This is a genomic window from Pseudomonas sp. FFUP_PS_473, from assembly GCF_002858665.1.
In the GTDB taxonomy this organism is placed as follows: domain Bacteria; phylum Pseudomonadota; class Gammaproteobacteria; order Pseudomonadales; family Pseudomonadaceae; genus Aquipseudomonas; species Aquipseudomonas defluvii.
Window position 1 is genome coordinate 1 of sequence record NZ_PJQQ01000027.1, and the last position, 17,227, is coordinate 17,227.

At 61.2% G+C, this 17,227-nt stretch carries 16 protein-coding genes; 5 read left to right on the plus strand and 11 right to left on the minus strand.

The features are described 5' to 3' along the window. Window positions 1-118: 118 nt before the first annotated feature. Window positions 119-988, minus strand: a complete 870-nt coding sequence (locus CYD26_RS17860) for a LysR family transcriptional regulator (protein WP_065757991.1) — start codon at window positions 986-988, stop codon at window positions 119-121. A 6-nt stretch (window positions 989-994) separates the two neighbouring features. Continuing rightward, a complete protein-coding gene (locus tag CYD26_RS17865; protein ID WP_102053247.1) occupies window positions 995-3,250 on the minus strand; it encodes a heavy metal translocating P-type ATPase in 2,256 nt (751 codons plus the stop codon). A gap of 82 nt (window positions 3,251-3,332) precedes the next feature. On the opposite strand from CYD26_RS17865, the gene cadR reads away from it, so the two are divergent. Further along, window positions 3,333-3,776 (plus strand): Cd(II)/Pb(II)-responsive transcriptional regulator, encoded by a 444-nt coding sequence (gene cadR, locus CYD26_RS17870; protein WP_065757992.1) that lies wholly within the window; start codon window positions 3,333-3,335, stop codon window positions 3,774-3,776. 6 nt (window positions 3,777-3,782) lie between these two features. On the opposite strand, the gene CYD26_RS17875 is transcribed toward cadR, so the two are convergent. Continuing rightward, entirely contained in the window at window positions 3,783-4,706 is a 924-nt protein-coding gene (locus tag CYD26_RS17875; RefSeq protein WP_065757993.1) for a LysR family transcriptional regulator, read from the minus strand. Between the two features lie 194 nt (window positions 4,707-4,900). Here CYD26_RS17875 and lysA point away from each other — a divergent pair, with 194 nt between their 5' ends. Next, window positions 4,901-6,139 (plus strand): diaminopimelate decarboxylase, encoded by a 1,239-nt coding sequence (gene lysA / locus CYD26_RS17880; RefSeq protein ID WP_218060837.1) that lies wholly within the window; start codon window positions 4,901-4,903, stop codon window positions 6,137-6,139. 53 nt (window positions 6,140-6,192) lie between these two features. Here the strand turns inward: lysA and CYD26_RS17885 are convergent, their stop codons facing one another. From CYD26_RS17885 to CYD26_RS17895, 3 genes are read right to left on the minus strand one after another with little or no spacing between them, the layout of a single operon-like run. Next, window positions 6,193-7,164, minus strand: coding sequence for a thymidylate synthase (locus CYD26_RS17885; RefSeq protein WP_102053226.1), 972 nt, complete (start codon window positions 7,162-7,164; stop codon window positions 6,193-6,195). A 48-nt stretch (window positions 7,165-7,212) separates the two neighbouring features. After that, window positions 7,213-8,025, minus strand: a complete 813-nt coding sequence (lgt, locus tag CYD26_RS17890) for a prolipoprotein diacylglyceryl transferase (RefSeq protein WP_102053227.1) — start codon at window positions 8,023-8,025, stop codon at window positions 7,213-7,215. Window positions 8,026-8,041: 16 nt separating this feature from the next. After that, window positions 8,042-8,824 carry a sulfite exporter TauE/SafE family protein gene (locus CYD26_RS17895; protein ID WP_099773310.1) on the minus strand — a complete coding sequence of 261 codons (783 nt, stop codon included), beginning with the start codon at window positions 8,822-8,824 and terminating at the stop codon, window positions 8,042-8,044. Window positions 8,825-8,936: 112 nt separating this feature from the next. On the opposite strand from CYD26_RS17895, the gene CYD26_RS17900 reads away from it, so the two are divergent. After that, window positions 8,937-9,683, plus strand: a complete 747-nt coding sequence (locus CYD26_RS17900) for an NRDE family protein (protein ID WP_102053228.1) — start codon at window positions 8,937-8,939, stop codon at window positions 9,681-9,683. 87 nt (window positions 9,684-9,770) lie between these two features. On the opposite strand, the gene ptsP is transcribed toward CYD26_RS17900, so the two are convergent. After that, the gene (gene ptsP, locus CYD26_RS17905; protein ID WP_065757998.1) at window positions 9,771-12,050 is read right to left on the minus strand and encodes a phosphoenolpyruvate--protein phosphotransferase; all 2,280 of its coding nucleotides are present in this window, start codon (window positions 12,048-12,050) and stop codon (window positions 9,771-9,773) included. 22 nt (window positions 12,051-12,072) lie between these two features. Continuing rightward, entirely contained in the window at window positions 12,073-12,552 is a 480-nt protein-coding gene (locus CYD26_RS17910; protein ID WP_065757999.1) for an RNA pyrophosphohydrolase, read from the minus strand. A gap of 140 nt (window positions 12,553-12,692) precedes the next feature. On the opposite strand from CYD26_RS17910, the gene CYD26_RS17915 reads away from it, so the two are divergent. Beyond that, window positions 12,693-13,349 (plus strand): HAD family phosphatase, encoded by a 657-nt coding sequence (locus CYD26_RS17915; protein WP_102053229.1) that lies wholly within the window; start codon window positions 12,693-12,695, stop codon window positions 13,347-13,349. A 74-nt stretch (window positions 13,350-13,423) separates the two neighbouring features. Here CYD26_RS17915 and CYD26_RS17920 read toward each other — a convergent pair whose 3' ends face one another. Further along, on the minus strand, window positions 13,424-13,834 hold the full coding sequence (locus tag CYD26_RS17920) for a DUF2269 family protein (RefSeq protein ID WP_102053230.1): 411 nt from the start codon (window positions 13,832-13,834) through the stop codon (window positions 13,424-13,426). Window positions 13,835-13,881: 47 nt separating this feature from the next. After that, window positions 13,882-15,396 carry a threonine ammonia-lyase, biosynthetic gene (ilvA, locus tag CYD26_RS17925; protein WP_102053231.1) on the minus strand — a complete coding sequence of 505 codons (1,515 nt, stop codon included), beginning with the start codon at window positions 15,394-15,396 and terminating at the stop codon, window positions 13,882-13,884. A gap of 136 nt (window positions 15,397-15,532) precedes the next feature. On the opposite strand from ilvA, the gene rpiA reads away from it, so the two are divergent. Further along, complete coding sequence (gene rpiA, locus CYD26_RS17930) at window positions 15,533-16,204, plus strand: ribose-5-phosphate isomerase RpiA (protein ID WP_065758003.1); 672 nt, start codon at window positions 15,533-15,535, stop codon at window positions 16,202-16,204. Between the two features lie 40 nt (window positions 16,205-16,244). On the opposite strand, the gene CYD26_RS17935 is transcribed toward rpiA, so the two are convergent. After that, window positions 16,245-17,159 (minus strand): SdiA-regulated domain-containing protein, encoded by a 915-nt coding sequence (locus CYD26_RS17935; protein WP_099773306.1) that lies wholly within the window; start codon window positions 17,157-17,159, stop codon window positions 16,245-16,247. Window positions 17,160-17,227: the final 68 nt, after the last annotated feature.

Genomic DNA, 17,227 nt, shown 5'->3' on the forward strand with positions numbered 1-17,227 from the left:
TATCTGTCGCCTGTAGCCATGGAGAAACTGGCGGCGTGAAACCTAAAGCGGTGTCCACTTTTACTTGACCAGTTCAGCCCGGCTCCTACAGGGATAGGCGCAGCAGGCTTGCCTTGGCCTACAGGTCGCAGGCCGCGACTTCCTGGGCGAGGCCAAGAAACGCTGCGGGCAGGCGGGCCTGGCGCCGTTCTTTCAGGCAATAGAGGTATTCGTACATGTGCGGAGCGCCCTCCAGGGTCAGCACGCGCAATTCCGGGTTATGCGGCACTTCATGGCGGGCAATGATGCTGATGCCGATGTTGCGCAGCACCCCCTCGCGAATCGACTCGCGACTGCCGATTTCCAACAACGAACCCGCCTTCACCCCGGCATCGGCCAGCATCTGTTCAGTCAGGCGACGCGTCGTGGAACCAAGTTCACGCATCAGCAGGCAATGCCCGCTCAAGGCGCTGAGCGGCACAGACCCGCGATTGGCCAACGGATGATTGCGATGCACCGCCACCACCAGCGGGTCGGTGCCAAGTACCCGCCGCACCAACCGGGCATCTTCGAGTAACTGCGAGGACGCCGCGAGGTCCACCCGGTAGTCTTCCAGTAACTCCAACACCTGTTGGGAATTGCCGATTTCTACCGAAACCTCAACCTGCGGCAAGCGTTCACGGAAGATCTTCACCAAGTCGAGAATGTAGTACGGCGCCGTCGCGGCGATGCGCAGGGTGCCCTGGGCCTGGCCGCTGTTACGCAGGAAGAACTCGATGTCCGCTTCCTGCTGCAACAGCACCTTGACCATCGGCAACAGACGCGCACCGTCGTCACTCAAGGTCAGACGACGACCGCCACGGTAAAACAACTCAACCCCGTACTGGCTTTCCAGATTGCGGATCTGCGTGGTCACGGTCGGTTGGCTGAGCCCGAGCTTCTTCGCCGCCAGGGTAATGCTGCCCAACCGCGCGACCATGTAGAACGCTTTCAACTCGGCACTCAACATACATCCTCATTTTCTCAGCAGACGTAGACCGTTGAAGACCACCAACAGACTGACGCCCATATCGGCAAACACGGCCATCCACATGGTCGCCATGCCAGCAAAGGTGATGCCCAGGAAGATCGCCTTGATCCCCAGCGCCAGCACGATGTTCTGCTTCAGAATCGCCGCGCTGTTGCGCGAGAGCCTGACGAAGGCCGGGATTTTGCGCAAGTCGTCATCCATCAACGCCACGTCGGCCGTCTCGATGGCCGTGTCGGTGCCGGCTGCAGCCATGGCAAAGCCAATTTCGGCCCGTGCCAGTGCCGGAGCATCGTTGATACCGTCGCCGACCATGCCCACCCGATGACCTTTGCTGTAGAGGTCTTCAATGGTCTTGAGCTTGTCGGCGGGCAACAGGTTGCCGTAGGCCTGATCAATGCCCACCTGGGCGGCAATGGCCTCGGCGGTATGCGGGTTGTCGCCGGTCAGCATGACGGTGCGGATGCCCAGTTCGTGCAATTGAGCGATGGCCTCACGGCTGCTGTCCTTGACCGTGTCGGCCACGGCAAACAACGCCACCGGGCCGGAGCCGTCAAGCAACAACACGACACTTTTGCCCTGACGCTCCAGAAGATCGAGACGGGCTTCCAGTTGCGGCGAGCACAGGCCAAGGTCTTCTACCAGCCGATGGTTACCCAGGTGGTACAAGGTGCCCTCGACCAGCCCGCGAACCCCTCGCCCCGGCAGAGCCTGGAAGTCATGAACCTCATGCACGACGATGCCCTGCTGTTCGGCCTGCTGCGCTACCGCATGGGACACCGGGTGGTCGGAACGGGCGGCGAGGCTGGCGGCGATGCGCTGGGCGGCGCTTTCGAACAGTGGATCGAGCAGTTGGAAATCGGTCTGCACCGGTTTGCCGTGGGTTAGGGTGCCGGTCTTGTCCAAGGCCAGGAAATCAAGCTTGCGACCGCCCTCCAGGTACACGCCCCCCTTGATCAGAATACCCTTGCGCGCAGCAGCGGCCAGGCCACTGACAATCGTCACCGGGGTAGAAATCACCAAGGCACAAGGGCACGCGACCACCAGCAAGACCAAGGCCCGGTAGATCCAGTCGAACCACGCGGCTCCAGTGAACACTGGCGGTACGACCGCTACAAGCAGGGCAAGGGCAAACACCACCGGGGTGTAAATGCGCGAGAACTGATCAACGAAGCGCTGCGTCGGCGCACGCGAACCTTGTGCCTGCTCCACGGCCTTGATGATCCGCGCCAGGGTCGATTGACCGGCGGGCGCTGTTACACGGAACTCCAAGGCCCCACCCTGGTTGATGGTGCCGGCGAACAGTTTGTCGCCCGGCCCTTTCTCGACGGGCAGGCTTTCGCCGGTGATCGGCGCCTGATCGACGCTGGATTGCCCCAGCAGTACCTCACCATCCAAACCGATACGCTCACCGGGACGAACCCGTACACGAGCGCCCAACGCCACGTGTTTGACCTCCATCTCCAGCCACTGGCCATCAGCCTGCTGCACGGTGGCGCGGTCAGGGCTCAACTGCATCAAGCCGCCGATGGCGTTACGCGCACGGTCCAGCGAGCGGGCCTCGATCAGTTCGGCCAAGGTAAACAGGAACATCACCATCGCCGCTTCCGGCCACTGACCGATCAGCACTGCACCGGTCACCGCGATGCTCATCAGGGCGTTGATGTTCAGGTTGCGGTTTTTCAGGGCGATCCAGCCCTTCTTGTAAGTACCCAGGCCGCCGCTGAGGATCGCCACCAGCGCGACCAGTGCCACCACCCAGTTCGGCGCGACCGCCGTGAAATGAATGACTTCCGCCACCAGGGCCGCGACGCCAGAAAGCGCCAGCGGCCACCAAGGCTTCTTCGCCGTTACACGCGGCTCATCCTGCGCCTCGGCGTTCTCTGTCAGCGGTTCGGCCTGCATGCCCAGGCCAGCGATGACCTGCTCGATAACCTTTGCCTCAACCAGGGTATGCCGCACGCCAAGCACGCGGTTGATCAAGTTGAATTCCAGTTGCTCGATCCCCGCCAGTTTGCCCAGCGCGTTCTGGATCAGGGTCTGTTCGGTCGGGCAGTCCATGGCCTCGATCCGAAAGCGGCTCAGGCGAGCGTTGGCACTGCTCGCCTCGCTCAACTGAATCAGCGCCGGCGCCTCGGCAGCCGAGCAACAGGCATGGCCGTGCGCTTGATGGCCATGAGCGTGGTCATTGTCGTGGTCATCATGCGCCTTATGGGCGTGGTTGTGGCTGACAGGCTGGTGCATACGGTTCATCCCTAAAGGTCCTGTTGCCAAGTACACACCCTGTAGCCACTATAGGGTCAAGCAATCTGCCGGGGAATGTGCAATGAAAATCGGTGAACTGGCCAAAACGACTGACTGCCCGGTGGAAACCATCCGCTACTACGAGCGCGAAGGCCTGCTGCCAGAGCCTGCGCGCAGCGAGGGTAATTACAGGCTCTACACCCAGGCGCATGTCGAGCGCCTGACCTTTATCCGCAACTGTCGAACCCTCGACATGACCCTGGATGAAATCCGCAGCCTGCTGCGTTTGCGCGACAGCCCGGAGGCTCAGTGTGAAAGCGTCAACGCGCTGATCGATGAACATATTCAGCACGTCAAGGCACGGATCGACGGGTTGCTGGCCTTGCAGGAGCAGTTGCTGGAACTGCGCCAGCATTGCCACGCCCAAGAGGAACAGTGCTCGATCCTGCAGCATCTGGAGGTCAACGGGGCGGTCACCGCGCCGGGCGCAGAGCATTCACACGTAGGCCGCAGCCACGGCCACTGATGGCCCTCACAGTGCCTGGGGATTAACCGCCAACTGCGCCTTGACCGCCTCTGCCTGCTGGCGCAGGGCGTCCTCGAACAGGCTGACCAACTGTGACGGTGGCCGATGCAGGGGTTTGACGATATTCACGGTAAAGGGAATCGGCACCGTGAAGGGACGGATCTGCACACCCTGGCCAACGAAGTCCAGGGCGGTCAGCGGGTTGACGATCGCCAGGCCAATCCCCTCGCGGACCATTGAGCACACCGATGCCGCACTGTGGGTGTCCAGTACCAAGCGCCGCTCGACCTGCGCTTGCCGGAAGATTTCGTCGATCTGCTGCCGGTAGGTGTCCAGTGTGGACAGGCTGATAAAGGGTTGCCCGGAAAAGTCGGCGGGCGCCAGGCGTTGCTTTTCCAGCAACGGATGCCCGTTGGGCAATACACAGACCTCATCCACAGTCATCAGCGGCGATAGCACGGTGCCAGGCGGCGTGCTGCTCACCTCGGTCAGGCCGATGTCGTGCCGCTGCGCGGAGAGCCATTCTTCCAGCAAAGGCGATTCTTGCTGGCTGATGGTGACACTGGCCTTGGGGAACTGCGCCAGAAAGCGCTGGCAGGTCTTGGGCAGCAGCGACTGGGAAAACACCGGCAGGCAAACAATCGACAACTGCCCCTGCTCGAACTCGCGCAGGGCGTCCACCGTATTGAGAATGCGATCAAGGCCAAAGTAGGCCCGCTGCACTTCCTCGAACAGCGCCAGCGCCTGTGAGGTCGGTCGTAATCGACCGCGGGCCCGCTCGAACAGCTTCAAACGGGACAGTTGCTCGAAGCGCGCCAGTTCACGGCTGACGGTCGGCTGCGAGGTGTGCAGCATGGCGGCGGCCTCGGTCACGCTGCCCGAGGTCATGACCGCACGGAAAACCTCAATGTGACGCAAGGAGATGGACATGGGCCGCTCGGGAGATCGAAAGCCATATCATAAATGAATAACCTCACGGCAAATTGATATTTTATGCCGCCCCCACCTTTCTCCATGATGCAGGCCATCCACGCCCCGCCACGCCGGGGCCGCGCCAAACCCCAGGGAGAACATCATTGGAACACGCCGCCGCACAACGTCCAGGCCCATGCCGGACCACCGCCATCACCGATAGCATGCTGACCCGGTTGGTCGCCGAACACGGCACCCCACTGTGGGTGTACGACGCCCAGGTAATTCGTCAGCGCATCCAGCAACTGGCGGGCTTCGACACCATCCGCTTCGCCCAGAAAGCCTGCTCGAACCTGCATGTATTGCGCCTGATGCGTGAAGCGGGGGTAGCGGTTGATGCCGTGTCACTCGGTGAAATCGAGCGCGCACTCAAGGCCGGCTTCAAAACCGGCCGCACCTCAGGTGCTGCCGAAGTGGTGTTCACCGCCGACCTGTTCGACCGGGCCACCCTGAACCGCGTGGTAGAAACGCAAATCGAGGTCAACGTGGGCTCGATCGACATGCTTGAGCAACTGGGCGAGCGCTCCCCTGGGCACCGGGTCTGGCTGCGCATCAACCCGGGCTTCGGTCACGGCCATAGCAACAAGACCAACACCGGCGGTGAAAACAGCAAGCACGGAATCTGGCACGAGCAGCTGCAAGAGGCGCTGGCCCAGGTTCGCAAATATCAGCTGCATCTGGTCGGCCTGCATTTCCATATCGGCTCGGGCGTGGACTACTCCCACCTGCAGCGAGTATGCAGCGCCATGGTGGAACTGATTGGCCGCCTGGACCACGACATCGAAGCGATCTCTACCGGTGGCGGGCTGTCGGTACCTTACCGCGATGGCGAGCAGGCCGTAGACATCGCGCACTACCTCACGCAGTGGCGTGAAGCCAAACAGCAGATCGAGCAGCAGTTGGGTCACCCGGTGCGCCTGGAAATCGAGCCGGGTCGTTTTCTGGTGGCCGAGTCCGGCCTGCTGGTCGCTGAAGTACGCGGGACCAAGCCGATGGGCGGCAACCACTTCACACTGGTCGATGCCGGCTTCAATGACCTGATGCGCCCCTCGATGTACGGCAGCTACCACGAGATTTCACTGATTCCACAGCCTGGCACCGCGCAGGCGCCGCGTCCGCCGCGCGCTACCGTGGTAGCAGGCCCGTTGTGCGAATCCGGTGATGTGTTTACTCAGCTTGAAGGCGGCATTGTCGAATCGCGCCTGCTGCCGTCGGCTCAGGTGGGGGATTACCTGGTGTTCCATACCGCCGGTGCCTATGGCGCGTCGATGTCGTCGAACTACAACAGCCGCGGGCATGCCGCTGAAGTACTGATCGACGGCGAGGCCTGTCGGTTGATCCGCAAACGCCAAAGCCTTGAGTCGTTGCTGGCGCTTGAACTGGACGCCTGAGGCTGTAACCAAACACAACACAGGCCGCAATGGCCTGTGTTGTGAGGCGGCGGTCAGACCGCCATTGGCGCGGTCATCGGCGCATGGTGCTCGTAGCCTTCAAGGCTGAAGTCGCTCGGCTCGATCAGTTCCAGCCACTCGGGCTGGTAAACGCCCGTCTTGGCGAATTCCGGCACACGGTCGGAGATCACCAGCTTCGGCGCGGCCAGTGGTTCGCGCTTGAGCTGTTCGTTGAGCATGTCCAGGTGGTTCTCATAGACGTGCGCATCGCCGATGAAGTAAGTGAACCAGCGTGGCGTGTAACCGGTCAGACGGCCCACCAGCGACAGCAGTGCAGCGCCTTCGGTGAGGTTGAACGGCGTGCCAAGGCCCAGGTCGTTGGAGCGGATGTAGAGGGTCAGGGAAATTTCCTTGGTCTCGACATTCGGGTGGAACTGGTACAGCAAGTGGCACGGCGGCAGGGCCATCTCGTCAAGCTGGGCACAGTTCCAGCCGTGGAACAGGATGCGTCGGCTGCCTGGGTCATTGATGATGGTGTCGACGCACTGGCGAATCTGGTCAATGGCCTTGTACAGCACCACGAACGCTTCACCGTCTTCCTCGGCCTCGGCAATCGTCTGGAAGCCCTGGCTTTGAGCGAGCGCGATGGCAGCCGGGTTACTCAGCGCAATACGCTTGTACGCCGGCCACTGGCGCCATTGCACGCCGTAGATTTCACCCAGGTCGTCGGCACCCTGACGGAACGGGTTGGCCAGCCACTGCGCATTCTCGTTGGCGTTCTGGTCCCAGACCTTGCAGCCCAGTTCGCGGAACTGCGCAGCGTTCTTCACCCCGCGCAGGAAACCGACCATCTCGCCAATGGCTGACTTGAACGCCAGGCGGCGGGTAGTGATGGCCGGGAAGCCCTCCTGCAGGTCGAAACGCAGCATGGCACCGGGGAAGCTGATGGTGCGGATGCCGGTACGGTTGCCCTGCAGGGTGCCGTGCTTGATCACGTGGGCGACCAGATCTAGATATTGCTTCATGACTTACCTGTTTCAAAACAGGCAGAGGCGCACCCCTGCCTTACACATTTAAAGCGCAGCGCCCTTGGCGGTCGGCGCGCGGCGATAGGCCCACCAGATCAACCCGATACCACCGAGGATCATTGGTACGCAAAGCAGTTGGCCCATGGTCAACCAACCAAACGCGATGTAGCCCAGTTGCGCATCGGGCACGCGGACGAACTCGACGATGAAGCGGAAGATGCCGTAGAACAGCGCGAACATACCGGAGATGGCCATCGTCGGGCGTGGTTTGCGCGAATACAGCCAGAGAACCAGGAACAATGCCACACCTTCCAGTGCAAACTGGTAAAGCTGCGACGGATGGCGCGGCAATTGTGCCGGATCACTGAAGGGCGGGAAGACCATGGCCCACGGCACATCGGTCGCCTTGCCCCACAATTCGCCGTTGATGAAGTTGCCGATACGCCCCGCACCCAGGCCAATCGGTACCAGCGGTGCAACGAAGTCCATCAGCTCAAAGAACGACTTGTTGTTACGCTTGCCGAACCACAGGGCCGCCAGCATGACGCCGATAAAGCCGCCATGGAACGACATGCCGCCCTTCCAGACTTCGAAAATCAACGCGGGATTGGCCAGGTACGCACTCAGGTCATAGAACAGTACGTACCCCAAGCGGCCACCGACAATCACCCCCATGGACAGCCAGAACACCAGGTCGGAAAGCTTTTCGCGGCTCCAGGTCGGGTCGAAACGCTTCAACCGGCGCGATGCCAGCAGCCAGGCGCCGCCGATGCCGATCAGGTACATCAGGCCGTACCAGTGGATTTTCAGCGGCCCGATGGCCACGGCCACGGGGTCGATATTCGGATAAGGCAGCATCAAACGTCCTCTATTCTTAAAGCAAAAAGCTCAGGCCGACACAAAACAACAGTGCGGCAAACAGCCGTTTCAGCAGGCGGGGCGACAGCTTGTGGGCCAGCCGCGCACCAAAACGGGCAAAAAACATACTGGTCAGGGCAATACCCAACAGCGCCGGCAAATACACGAACCCGAGACTATGCGCTGGCAACAACGGGTCGTGCCAGCCCAGAACCATGAAACTTAGCGCACTGGCCAGGGCAATCGGGAAGCCGCAGGCCGATGAAGTCGCCACCGCCTGCTGCATCGGCAGGCTGCGCCAGGTCAAAAACGGCACGGTCAGCGAGCCGCCGCCAATGCCGAAGATCGCCGAGGCCCAGCCGATCACACTGCCGGCAGCGGTAAGGCCGGCTTTGCCAGGGATACTGCGGCTGGCCTTGGGCTTGAGGTCCAGCGCCATCTGCAGGGCAATGATCAGGGCGAACACACCAATGATCTTTTGCAGGTTCGGGCCCTGGATCGCCGAGGCGGTTTTCGCACCAATGCCGGCGCCGATCAGGATCCCAAGGGTCATCCAGATGAAGATCGGCCACTGCACCGCGCCTTTGCGATGGTGTTCGCGAATGGCATTGACCGAGGTGAAGACGATGGTCGCCAATGAGGTGCCGACCGCCAGATGGGTCAATACCGAGGCGTCAAAGCCCTGCGCGGTGAAACTGAAGACCAATACCGGCACGATAATGATGCCGCCACCAACGCCGAACAGCCCGGCCAGCACGCCTGCACAGGCACCCAGCACTAGATAGAGCAGGAATTCCATTGTCGCCCCCGGAAAATTCTGTCCGGCATGGTAACGGAAGCCGGGGTAATGGCTCCAGTGGCTCGCAGCGAAGGCTCTGTTACAGTGAGTGAAAACCCAGGAAAGTCCAGCCATGTGCCTGATCGTTTTTGCCTGGCGACCGGGGCATCCCCAGCCGCTGATCGTTGCCGCCAACCGCGATGAATTCTATGCCCGCCCTGCCCAACCGCTCAGCCATTGGGCCGATGCGCCAGGGGTGTATGCCGGCCGCGACCTGGAAGCCGGTGGCACCTGGCTGGGCGTCGGACCTGCCGGTCGCTTCGCCGCACTGACCAACATCCGCGACCCCGACCAGCCTCTGGGCCAGCGCTCACGGGGCGAGTTGGTGTCGGGGTTTCTGACCGGCACGCAGCCTATCGAGGCCTATCTGGATCAGGTGGCCAGCCGTACCTCGGAGTACAGCGGCTTCAACCTGCTGCTGAGCGATGGGCAACAGTTGGCGTACTTGAGTGCGCGGGAGGCCACCCCTAGGCTGCTGGATACCGGCGTCTATGGCCTTTCCAATGCCGGGCTCGACACACCCTGGCCCAAGTTGCTCAAGGCCCGTGCTGCACTGCAGGCTCAATTGCATGAGCCTCAGCCAGAGGCATTGTTGACGTTGCTGGCCGATGGCCAACAGGCGGCAGAGAGCGAACTGCCGGAAACCGGCGTAGGCATGGCCACGGAGCGGCTGCTGTCGAGTGTGTTCATTGCCAGCCAGAGCTACGGCACACGGGCCAGCACGGTGCTGCTGGTGTCGGCAGATGGTTCGCGGCAGTTGGTAGAGCGCAGCTTCGGGCCCTTTGGCGGGCATTTGGGCGAGGTGGCATTGCACCTATGACCCTATGAAATGCGAACCTATGAAATGCGCGGTGCCTGAGAGACAGGCAGCGCGCAAGGTTATAGCGATGACACGGCGTAGCAGCCCCTACAAGGTCTTCGGCGACGCCGGGTTGATCATCCGCGCCAGGCCCAGGTTCTTCAGGGCCAATTGCAGCGAGCTGTGGATAACTTGCGGGTTGTCGATCTTCATGGCCTGGGCCAACAGGTCCTTGGACTGGCTCAGGCTGATCTGACGCAGCATCCACTTCACCTTGGGCAGGTTGGTGGCGTTCATCGACAGGCTGTCAAAGCCCATGGCCATGAGCAGCACCGCCGCCGCCGGATCACCGGCCATCTCACCGCAGATACTCACCGGCTTGCCTTCGGCATGAGCGTCGTTGACAACGTTCTGCAACGCTTGCAGCACCGCCGGGTGCAGGTAGTCGTACAGGTCGGCAACCCGCGGGTTGTTGCGGTCGACGGCCAACAGGTACTGGGTCAGGTCGTTGGAGCCGACCGACAGGAAGTCCACCATGCGAGCCAGTTCGCGGGTCTGGTAGACCGCCGCAGGAATCTCGATCATCACCCCCACCGGCGGCATCGGCACATCGGTGCCTTCATCACGCACTTCGCCCCAGGCGCGGTGGATCAGGTGCAAGGCCTCTTCCAGCTCATGAATACCGGAAATCATCGGCAGCAGAATGCGCAGGTTGTTCAACCCTTCGCTGGCCTTGAGCATGGCGCGGGTCTGCACCAGGAAGATTTCCGGGTGGTCGAGGGTCACGCGGATACCGCGCCAGCCGAGGAAGGGGTTGTCTTCCTTGATCGGGAAATAGGACAAGGCCTTGTCGCCGCCGATGTCCAGGCTGCGCATGGTCACAGGCTGCGGATGAAACGCCGCCAGTTGCTCGCGGTAGATCGCCAGCTGTTCCTTCTCGCTGGGGAAGCGCTGGTTGATCATGAACGGGACTTCGGTGCGGTACAGGCCGACACCCTCGGCACCGCGCTGCTGGGCGCGGGCGACATCGGCAAGCAGGCCGGTGTTCACCCACAGCGGCATGCGATGGCCGTCGGTAGTGATGCACGGCAGCTCGCGCAGGGCGTCGAGCCCCTGAGCCAACTGGCGCTCCTCTTCCACCACCTCGGCATACTGCTTGCGCAGTACCTCGCTGGGGTTGGTGTAGACCTCGCCGTGGTAGCCGTCGACGATCATCTGAATGCCGTCGACCTTGGAGTACGGCAGGTCGACCAGGCCCATGACCGTCGGAATACCCATGGCCCGGGCCAGGATCGCAACGTGGGAGTTACCCGAACCCAATACCGAGACCAGGCCCGCAAGCTTGCCCTCAGGCACTTCGCCAAGCATGGCAGGGGTCAGTTCTTCGCTGACCAGAATCGTGTTGTCGGGATAGACCAGCGTCTGCTGGCGGGCCTCCTGCAGGTAGGCCAGCAGTCGCCGGCCCAGATCCTTCACGTCGGAAGCCCTCTCCCGCAGGTAGTCGTCGTCCATCAGCTCGAAACGGCTGACGTGCTCGCCGACCACTTGGCGCAAGGCGCCCTGGGCCCACTGGCCGGTCTTGATCACCTGCACGACTTCACCGCCCAGGGCAGCATCTTCGAGCATCATCAGGTAGACGTCGAACAACGCCCGCTCTTCTGGGCGCAACTGGGTAGCCAGCTTGGCCGAGAGGGTGCGCATGTCGTTGCGCACGCCTTCAAGGGCGTTGTTGAACAGGCTTAGCTCGGCGTCGATGTCCGTGACGGTCTTATCCGGCACGACGTCGAGGTCGGCCGGCGGCAGCATGACCACGGCGGTACCGACCGCTGCACCCGGCGAACCCGGCACACCGACGAATTTGGCTTCCTGGATACCTTTGCCTTGGCGGCCCAGGCCACGGATCGAACCTGTCGCCTCGGCATGGGCGATAACCCCGGCAAGCTGCGCGCTCATGGTCACGAGGAAGGCTTCTTCGCCCTCATCGAACTGGCGGCGCTCTTTTTGCTGGATAACCAGAACACCAACCACGCGACGGTGGTGGATGATCGGCGCCCCGAGGAACGAGGCAAAGCGTTCTTCGCCCGTTTCGGCAAAGTAGCGATAACGCGGGTGATCGGCGGCGTTTTCGAGGTTCAGCGGCTCTTCGCGGGTGCCCACGAGGCCGACCAGGCCTTCGTTGGGGGCCATGCTGACCTTGCCGATAGACCGCTTGTTCAGGCCCTCGGTGGCCATCAGGACGAAACGGTTGGTTTCGGGATCAAGCAAGTAGACCGAGCAGACCTGACTGCCCATGGCCTCTTTGACGCGCAAGACAATAATCCCCAACGCCGTTTTCAGATCCTTGGCGGAGTTAACTTCCTGGACGATCTTGCGCAGCGTATTGAGCATGGCTCGGGGTCGAACTCCGTCGTCAGTCGCGCGCCAACAGGCGCGGTGCAAGCTCTTTGAGAGCGCGGCGGTAAACCTCGCGCTTGAATGTCACCACCTGGCCCAGCGGGTACCAATAACTGACCCAACGCCAGCCATCGAACTCCGGTTTCCCGGTCAAATCCATCCGCACTCGCTGCTCATTGGACACCAGGCGCAGGAGAAACCATTTCTGTTTCTGGCCGATACACAGCGGTTGGCTGTGGGTACGCACCAGGCGTTGGGGTAAACGATAACGCAACCAGCCACGGGTGCAGGCAAGAATTTCAACATCATGTCGTTCAAGCCCCACTTCTTCGTTCAGCTCGCGGTACAAGGCCTCTTCTGGTGTTTCCTCGGGGTTGATCCCGCCCTGGGGAAACTGCCAGGCATCCTGGTTGATACGACGAGCCCATAGCACCTGCCCGGCATCATTCGTCAGAATGATCCCGACATTGGGGCGAAAACCATCGGGGTCGATCACGGCAGCAACCTCGCAAACGCATGTCCCCGCATTGTTCCACAAAGCCCACAAGGCCAGCAACGCGCCTGCGGACCTTATGTGCATCGATGTGAAAAGTCCGTATTCTTAAGGACTTTTCAGATGTTATGCGAGTGACTGCAATGCGCCTGGCTTTATTCGATCTGGACAATACTCTCCTTGGCGGTGACAGCGATCACGCATGGGGCGATTACCTCTGCGAGCGCGGCATTCTCGACCCTGTCGAGTACCAGAACCGCAACGATGCCTTCTATCAGGACTACCTGGCCGGCAAGCTGAATCTGAACGACTACCTGAACTTCAGCCTGGAAATCCTCGCCAAAACCGAAATGGCGCAACTCGACGAATGGCACCGCGACTTCATGCGCGACTGCGTTGAGCCGATCATCCTGCCCAAAGCCCTTGAACTGCTGGAAGAACACCGTAGCGCAGGCGACAAGCTGGTGATCATCACCGCCACCAACCGTTTCATCACCGGCCCGATTGCCAAGCGCCTGGGCGTACAAACCCTGCTGGCCACCGAATGCGAGATGATTGATGGCCGTTACAGCGGGCGCAGTACCGATATACCGTGTTTCCGTGAAGGCAAAGTGACACGCCTTAATCGCTGGCTGCTGGAAAACGGCTTCAGCCTGGAAGGCAGCCATTTCTACAGCGACTCGATGAACGACCTGGCGCTGCTGGAAGCGGTCGAGCACCCGATTGCGGTCGACCCGGACCCGAACCTGCGCGCCGAAGCCGAAAAGCGTGGCTGGAGAGTCATCAGCCTGCGTGACTAAGGGCTGAAGGCAATCAATCGCCAGCACGTCCTGCACCCAAGTAGTGCAGGGTGTGCTGGCGACAGGCGCGACGATTACACCGGTTTAGCGACCATCAGGCCGATGATGCTGAGGAAAATAACCGCGCTCAGCGCTGCCAGTATCACGACCGAGCGTCGACTGGCTGTGGCCTTGCCCAGTCGCCCTACCAGCAGCAACCAGCACACGCACCCCAGCAGGTAGAGTACGGCCCCGCCAAGCAGCCAGGCCTGTTCCAGCGGCCAACCAATCAGGTGCACCAGCCACCAGCCACTGAAGGGCAGGCTGAACAGGCTCAGGCCCATCAGAATCCAGACGAACAACCAGGGCCGCTGCAGGCTCGTCGCCGAGCCGGCTACCGTATTGGCGCGCTGACGCCACGCCTGGAATACCAGCCCCAATGCACACCCCAGCGACAACGCCGTCGCCAGGCCATGCAACATTTTCATCACGCTTAAAGTTTCCATACGAAAGCATCCCACCCCATCAAAGCACCGTCTTGAGCGTAGCAGCCTCAGCCAAGGAACAGCCGGTACGCCTGGTTCTCGGTTTCATCCCAGTAGGGGTAGCCGATCTTGGCCAGCGCTGCGGGCACCAGATGGCGCTCTTCGTCCGGCACCTGCAAACCTGCAACCACACGGCCATCGGCCGCACCGTGGTTACGGTAATGGAACATCGAGATGTTCCAGCGCCCACCCAGTTTGTTGAGGAAGTTGAACAGCGCACCCGGACGCTCCGGGAACTCGAAGCGCAGCACCATTTCATTGCTGACACCAGCTGCATGACCTCCGACCATGTGCCGGATATGCAACTTGGCCAGTTCGTTGTCGGTCAGGTCGAGCACCGGGAAGCCCTGCTCTCTCAGGCTTTGCAGCAAGGCGCTGCGCGGGTCGGTGTCAGGATGGGTCTGCACGCCAACAAAAATATGGGCTTCGCCCTCGGCGTGGTAACGGTAGTTGAACTCGGTGATCTGGCGCTTGCCAATGGCCTCGCAAAACGCCTTGAAGCTGCCCGGCTGCTCAGGGATGGTCACGGCAATGATTGCCTCACGCCCTTCACCCAGCTCGGCGCGCTCGGCCACATGGCGCAGGCGGTCGAAGTTGACGTTGGCACCGGAGTCGATGGCCACCAGCGTCTGGCCGCTGACACCGCGCAGTTCGACGTATTTCTTGATGCCCGCCACACCCAGGGCGCCCGCAGGTTCGGTGATCGAGCGGGTATCGTCGTAAATATCCTTGATCGCCGCACAGATCTCGTCGGTACTGACGGTAATGACCTCGTCGACGTAGTCTTTGCAGATCTCAAAGGTGTACTGGCCGATTTGCGCAACTGCCACGCCATCGGCGAACAACCCGACCTGCGGCAATACCACGCGCTCACCCGCAGCCATGGCGGCTTGCAGGCAATTGGAGTCATCCGGCTCGACGCCGATCACCTTGATCTCCGGGCGCAGGTACTTCACGTAGGCCGCGATACCGGCAATCAGGCCACCACCACCGACCGGAACGAAGATCGCGTCCAACTGGCCCGGGTGCTGGCGCAGAATCTCCATGGCCACGGTGCCTTGGCCTGCGATGGTGTGCGGGTCGTCGTAGGGGTGGATGTAGACGAAGCCCTTCTCATCGACCAGTTTCAGCGAATAGGCCAGCGCTTCGGGAAAGGAATCGCCATGCAGCACAACCTTACCGCCACGCGAGCGCACACCTTCGACCTTGATCTCGGGCGTGGTCTTGGGCATGACGATGGTTGCCTTGATGCCCAACTCCTTCGCCGCAAGTGCTACACCCTGGGCATGGTTACCCGCCGACGCGGTGACCACGCCACGGGCGAGTTCCTCGGGGGTCAGTTGGGCCAGCTTGTTGTAGGCGCCACGAATCTTGAAGGAGAACACCGGCTGCAGGTCTTCGCGCTTGAGCAGCACGGTATTGCCCAAGCGCTTGCTCAGCTGCCCGGCACGTTGCAATGGCGTTTCGACAGCGACGTCATAGACGCGCGAGGTGAGGATCTTCTTGACGTACTGTTCGAGCATCGGGAAAGCATCACTGGGCGGCTGGGACAAGGCCTGGGAGTCTACCCCAGCGCCCTGTCGGGCGACCACCGCCAGCCTAGGGTTTTAGCCGTTATACTAGGCAACCTCAGATACTCCTCCCCGCTTCGGAGCCCGCATGACCCAGGACCAACTCAAACAGGCTGTCGCCCAGGCCGCTGTCGATTTCATTCTGCCCAAGCTCGATGACAAGAGCATCGTCGGCGTCGGCACCGGCTCGACCGCCAACTGCTTCATCGACGCCCTGGCCAAGCACAAAGGTGCCTTCGACGGTGCCGTTGCCAGCTCCGAAGCCACCGCTGCACGCCTGAAAGGCCATGGTATTCCGGTGTATGAGCTGAACACCGTCAGCGAGTTGGAGTTCTATGTCGACGGTGCCGACGAAAGCAACGAGCACCTGGCCCTGATCAAGGGCGGCGGCGCTGCACTGACCCGCGAGAAGATCGTTGCCGCCGTGGCCAAGACCTTCATCTGCATCGCTGACGCCAGCAAGCTGGTTCCGGTACTGGGCGCCTTCCCGCTGCCAGTGGAAGTGATCCCGATGGCCCGCAGTCACGTTGCCCGCCAACTGGTCAAACTGGGCGGCGACCCGGTGTACCGCGAAGGCGTGGTAACCGACAACGGCAACATCATCCTCGATGTGTACAACCTGCAGATCACCAACCCGGTGGAACTGGAAAATCAGATCAACGCCATCGTTGGTGTCGTCACCAACGGTCTGTTCGCCGCGCGCCCTGCCGACCTGCTGCTGCTGGGTACCCCGGAAGGCGTAAAAACACTGCGTAACTGATACACCCGTCAAGCTCAGGCCGGCCCCCAACGATGGTCGTTTACGGGGCCGGTTGCTTCTTGAAGATGTAGAACAGGTTGGGTTCACTGACCAGGTAGAGCGTCCCGGCATCGTCCAGGGCAATACCTTCTGCCTGCGGCACGCTCTGCTGCAACCCTTGAAAACCCTTGTGCAGAGACAAGCTGTTCAACGGTTTCCCTTCAGTATCCAGCTCCAGCACCAGTTTCGATTCGTCCGACAAGGCCAGCAAATGGCCGCTGCGCTCATCGAACACCAGGCTCGACAAATCACGCATGAACAACCGTGAATCACGCTGGCGATCCTGCACTACATGCACGGAATAAGGCTGCCCGTCGCCCTCATGAGGGAACCCCTGCACCTCGTAGATCAACATCGGGTCGCGCTCCTTGGCCACGAACAGACGCTTGCCTGCCGAGTCATAGGCCAAACCCTCGAACCCTTTGTTGCCGTTCAGACCAACCCCCAGAGACAGCTGCTCAGCGGTACTGGCATCCAGCACGCGGGTGTCATCATTCAGTTGAACAAGGATCAGCCGCTGTTGGCGCTCGTCGGTGATGACATAGCTGCCAGGCCCGACATACTCAACGGCTTCCGGGTCGCCGAAACCAATCAACGGCAAGCGCCTCACGATGACGCCATCCAGCGACAGCTCTATCAGTTCTGAACGCTTGTTGGTGACACTGAACAGGCTTTTACGATCAGGGTCGTAGGTCAGTGCAGAGAGGTCATCGTCCAGCCCCTCGATAGGCTTGGCTTCAAGTACGACCTGATAGCGATCCAGGCCAATACCGTGCTCGACCGGCTGCCACCAGGTCTTGAGGTTGAACCAACCGCGCTCGAGCAATCGATACTCGTGCGCCGCCAAAGCCAACAAAGAAAGGGCCGACAGGCTGATAAGCAAAGCAAGCAGAGGTAAACGGATAAAACGTCGCATTCAGGCAGACTCAACAAAAATCGACCTAAAGCTAACCATACCCACCTGAATCGAAGCTTAAAGCACCA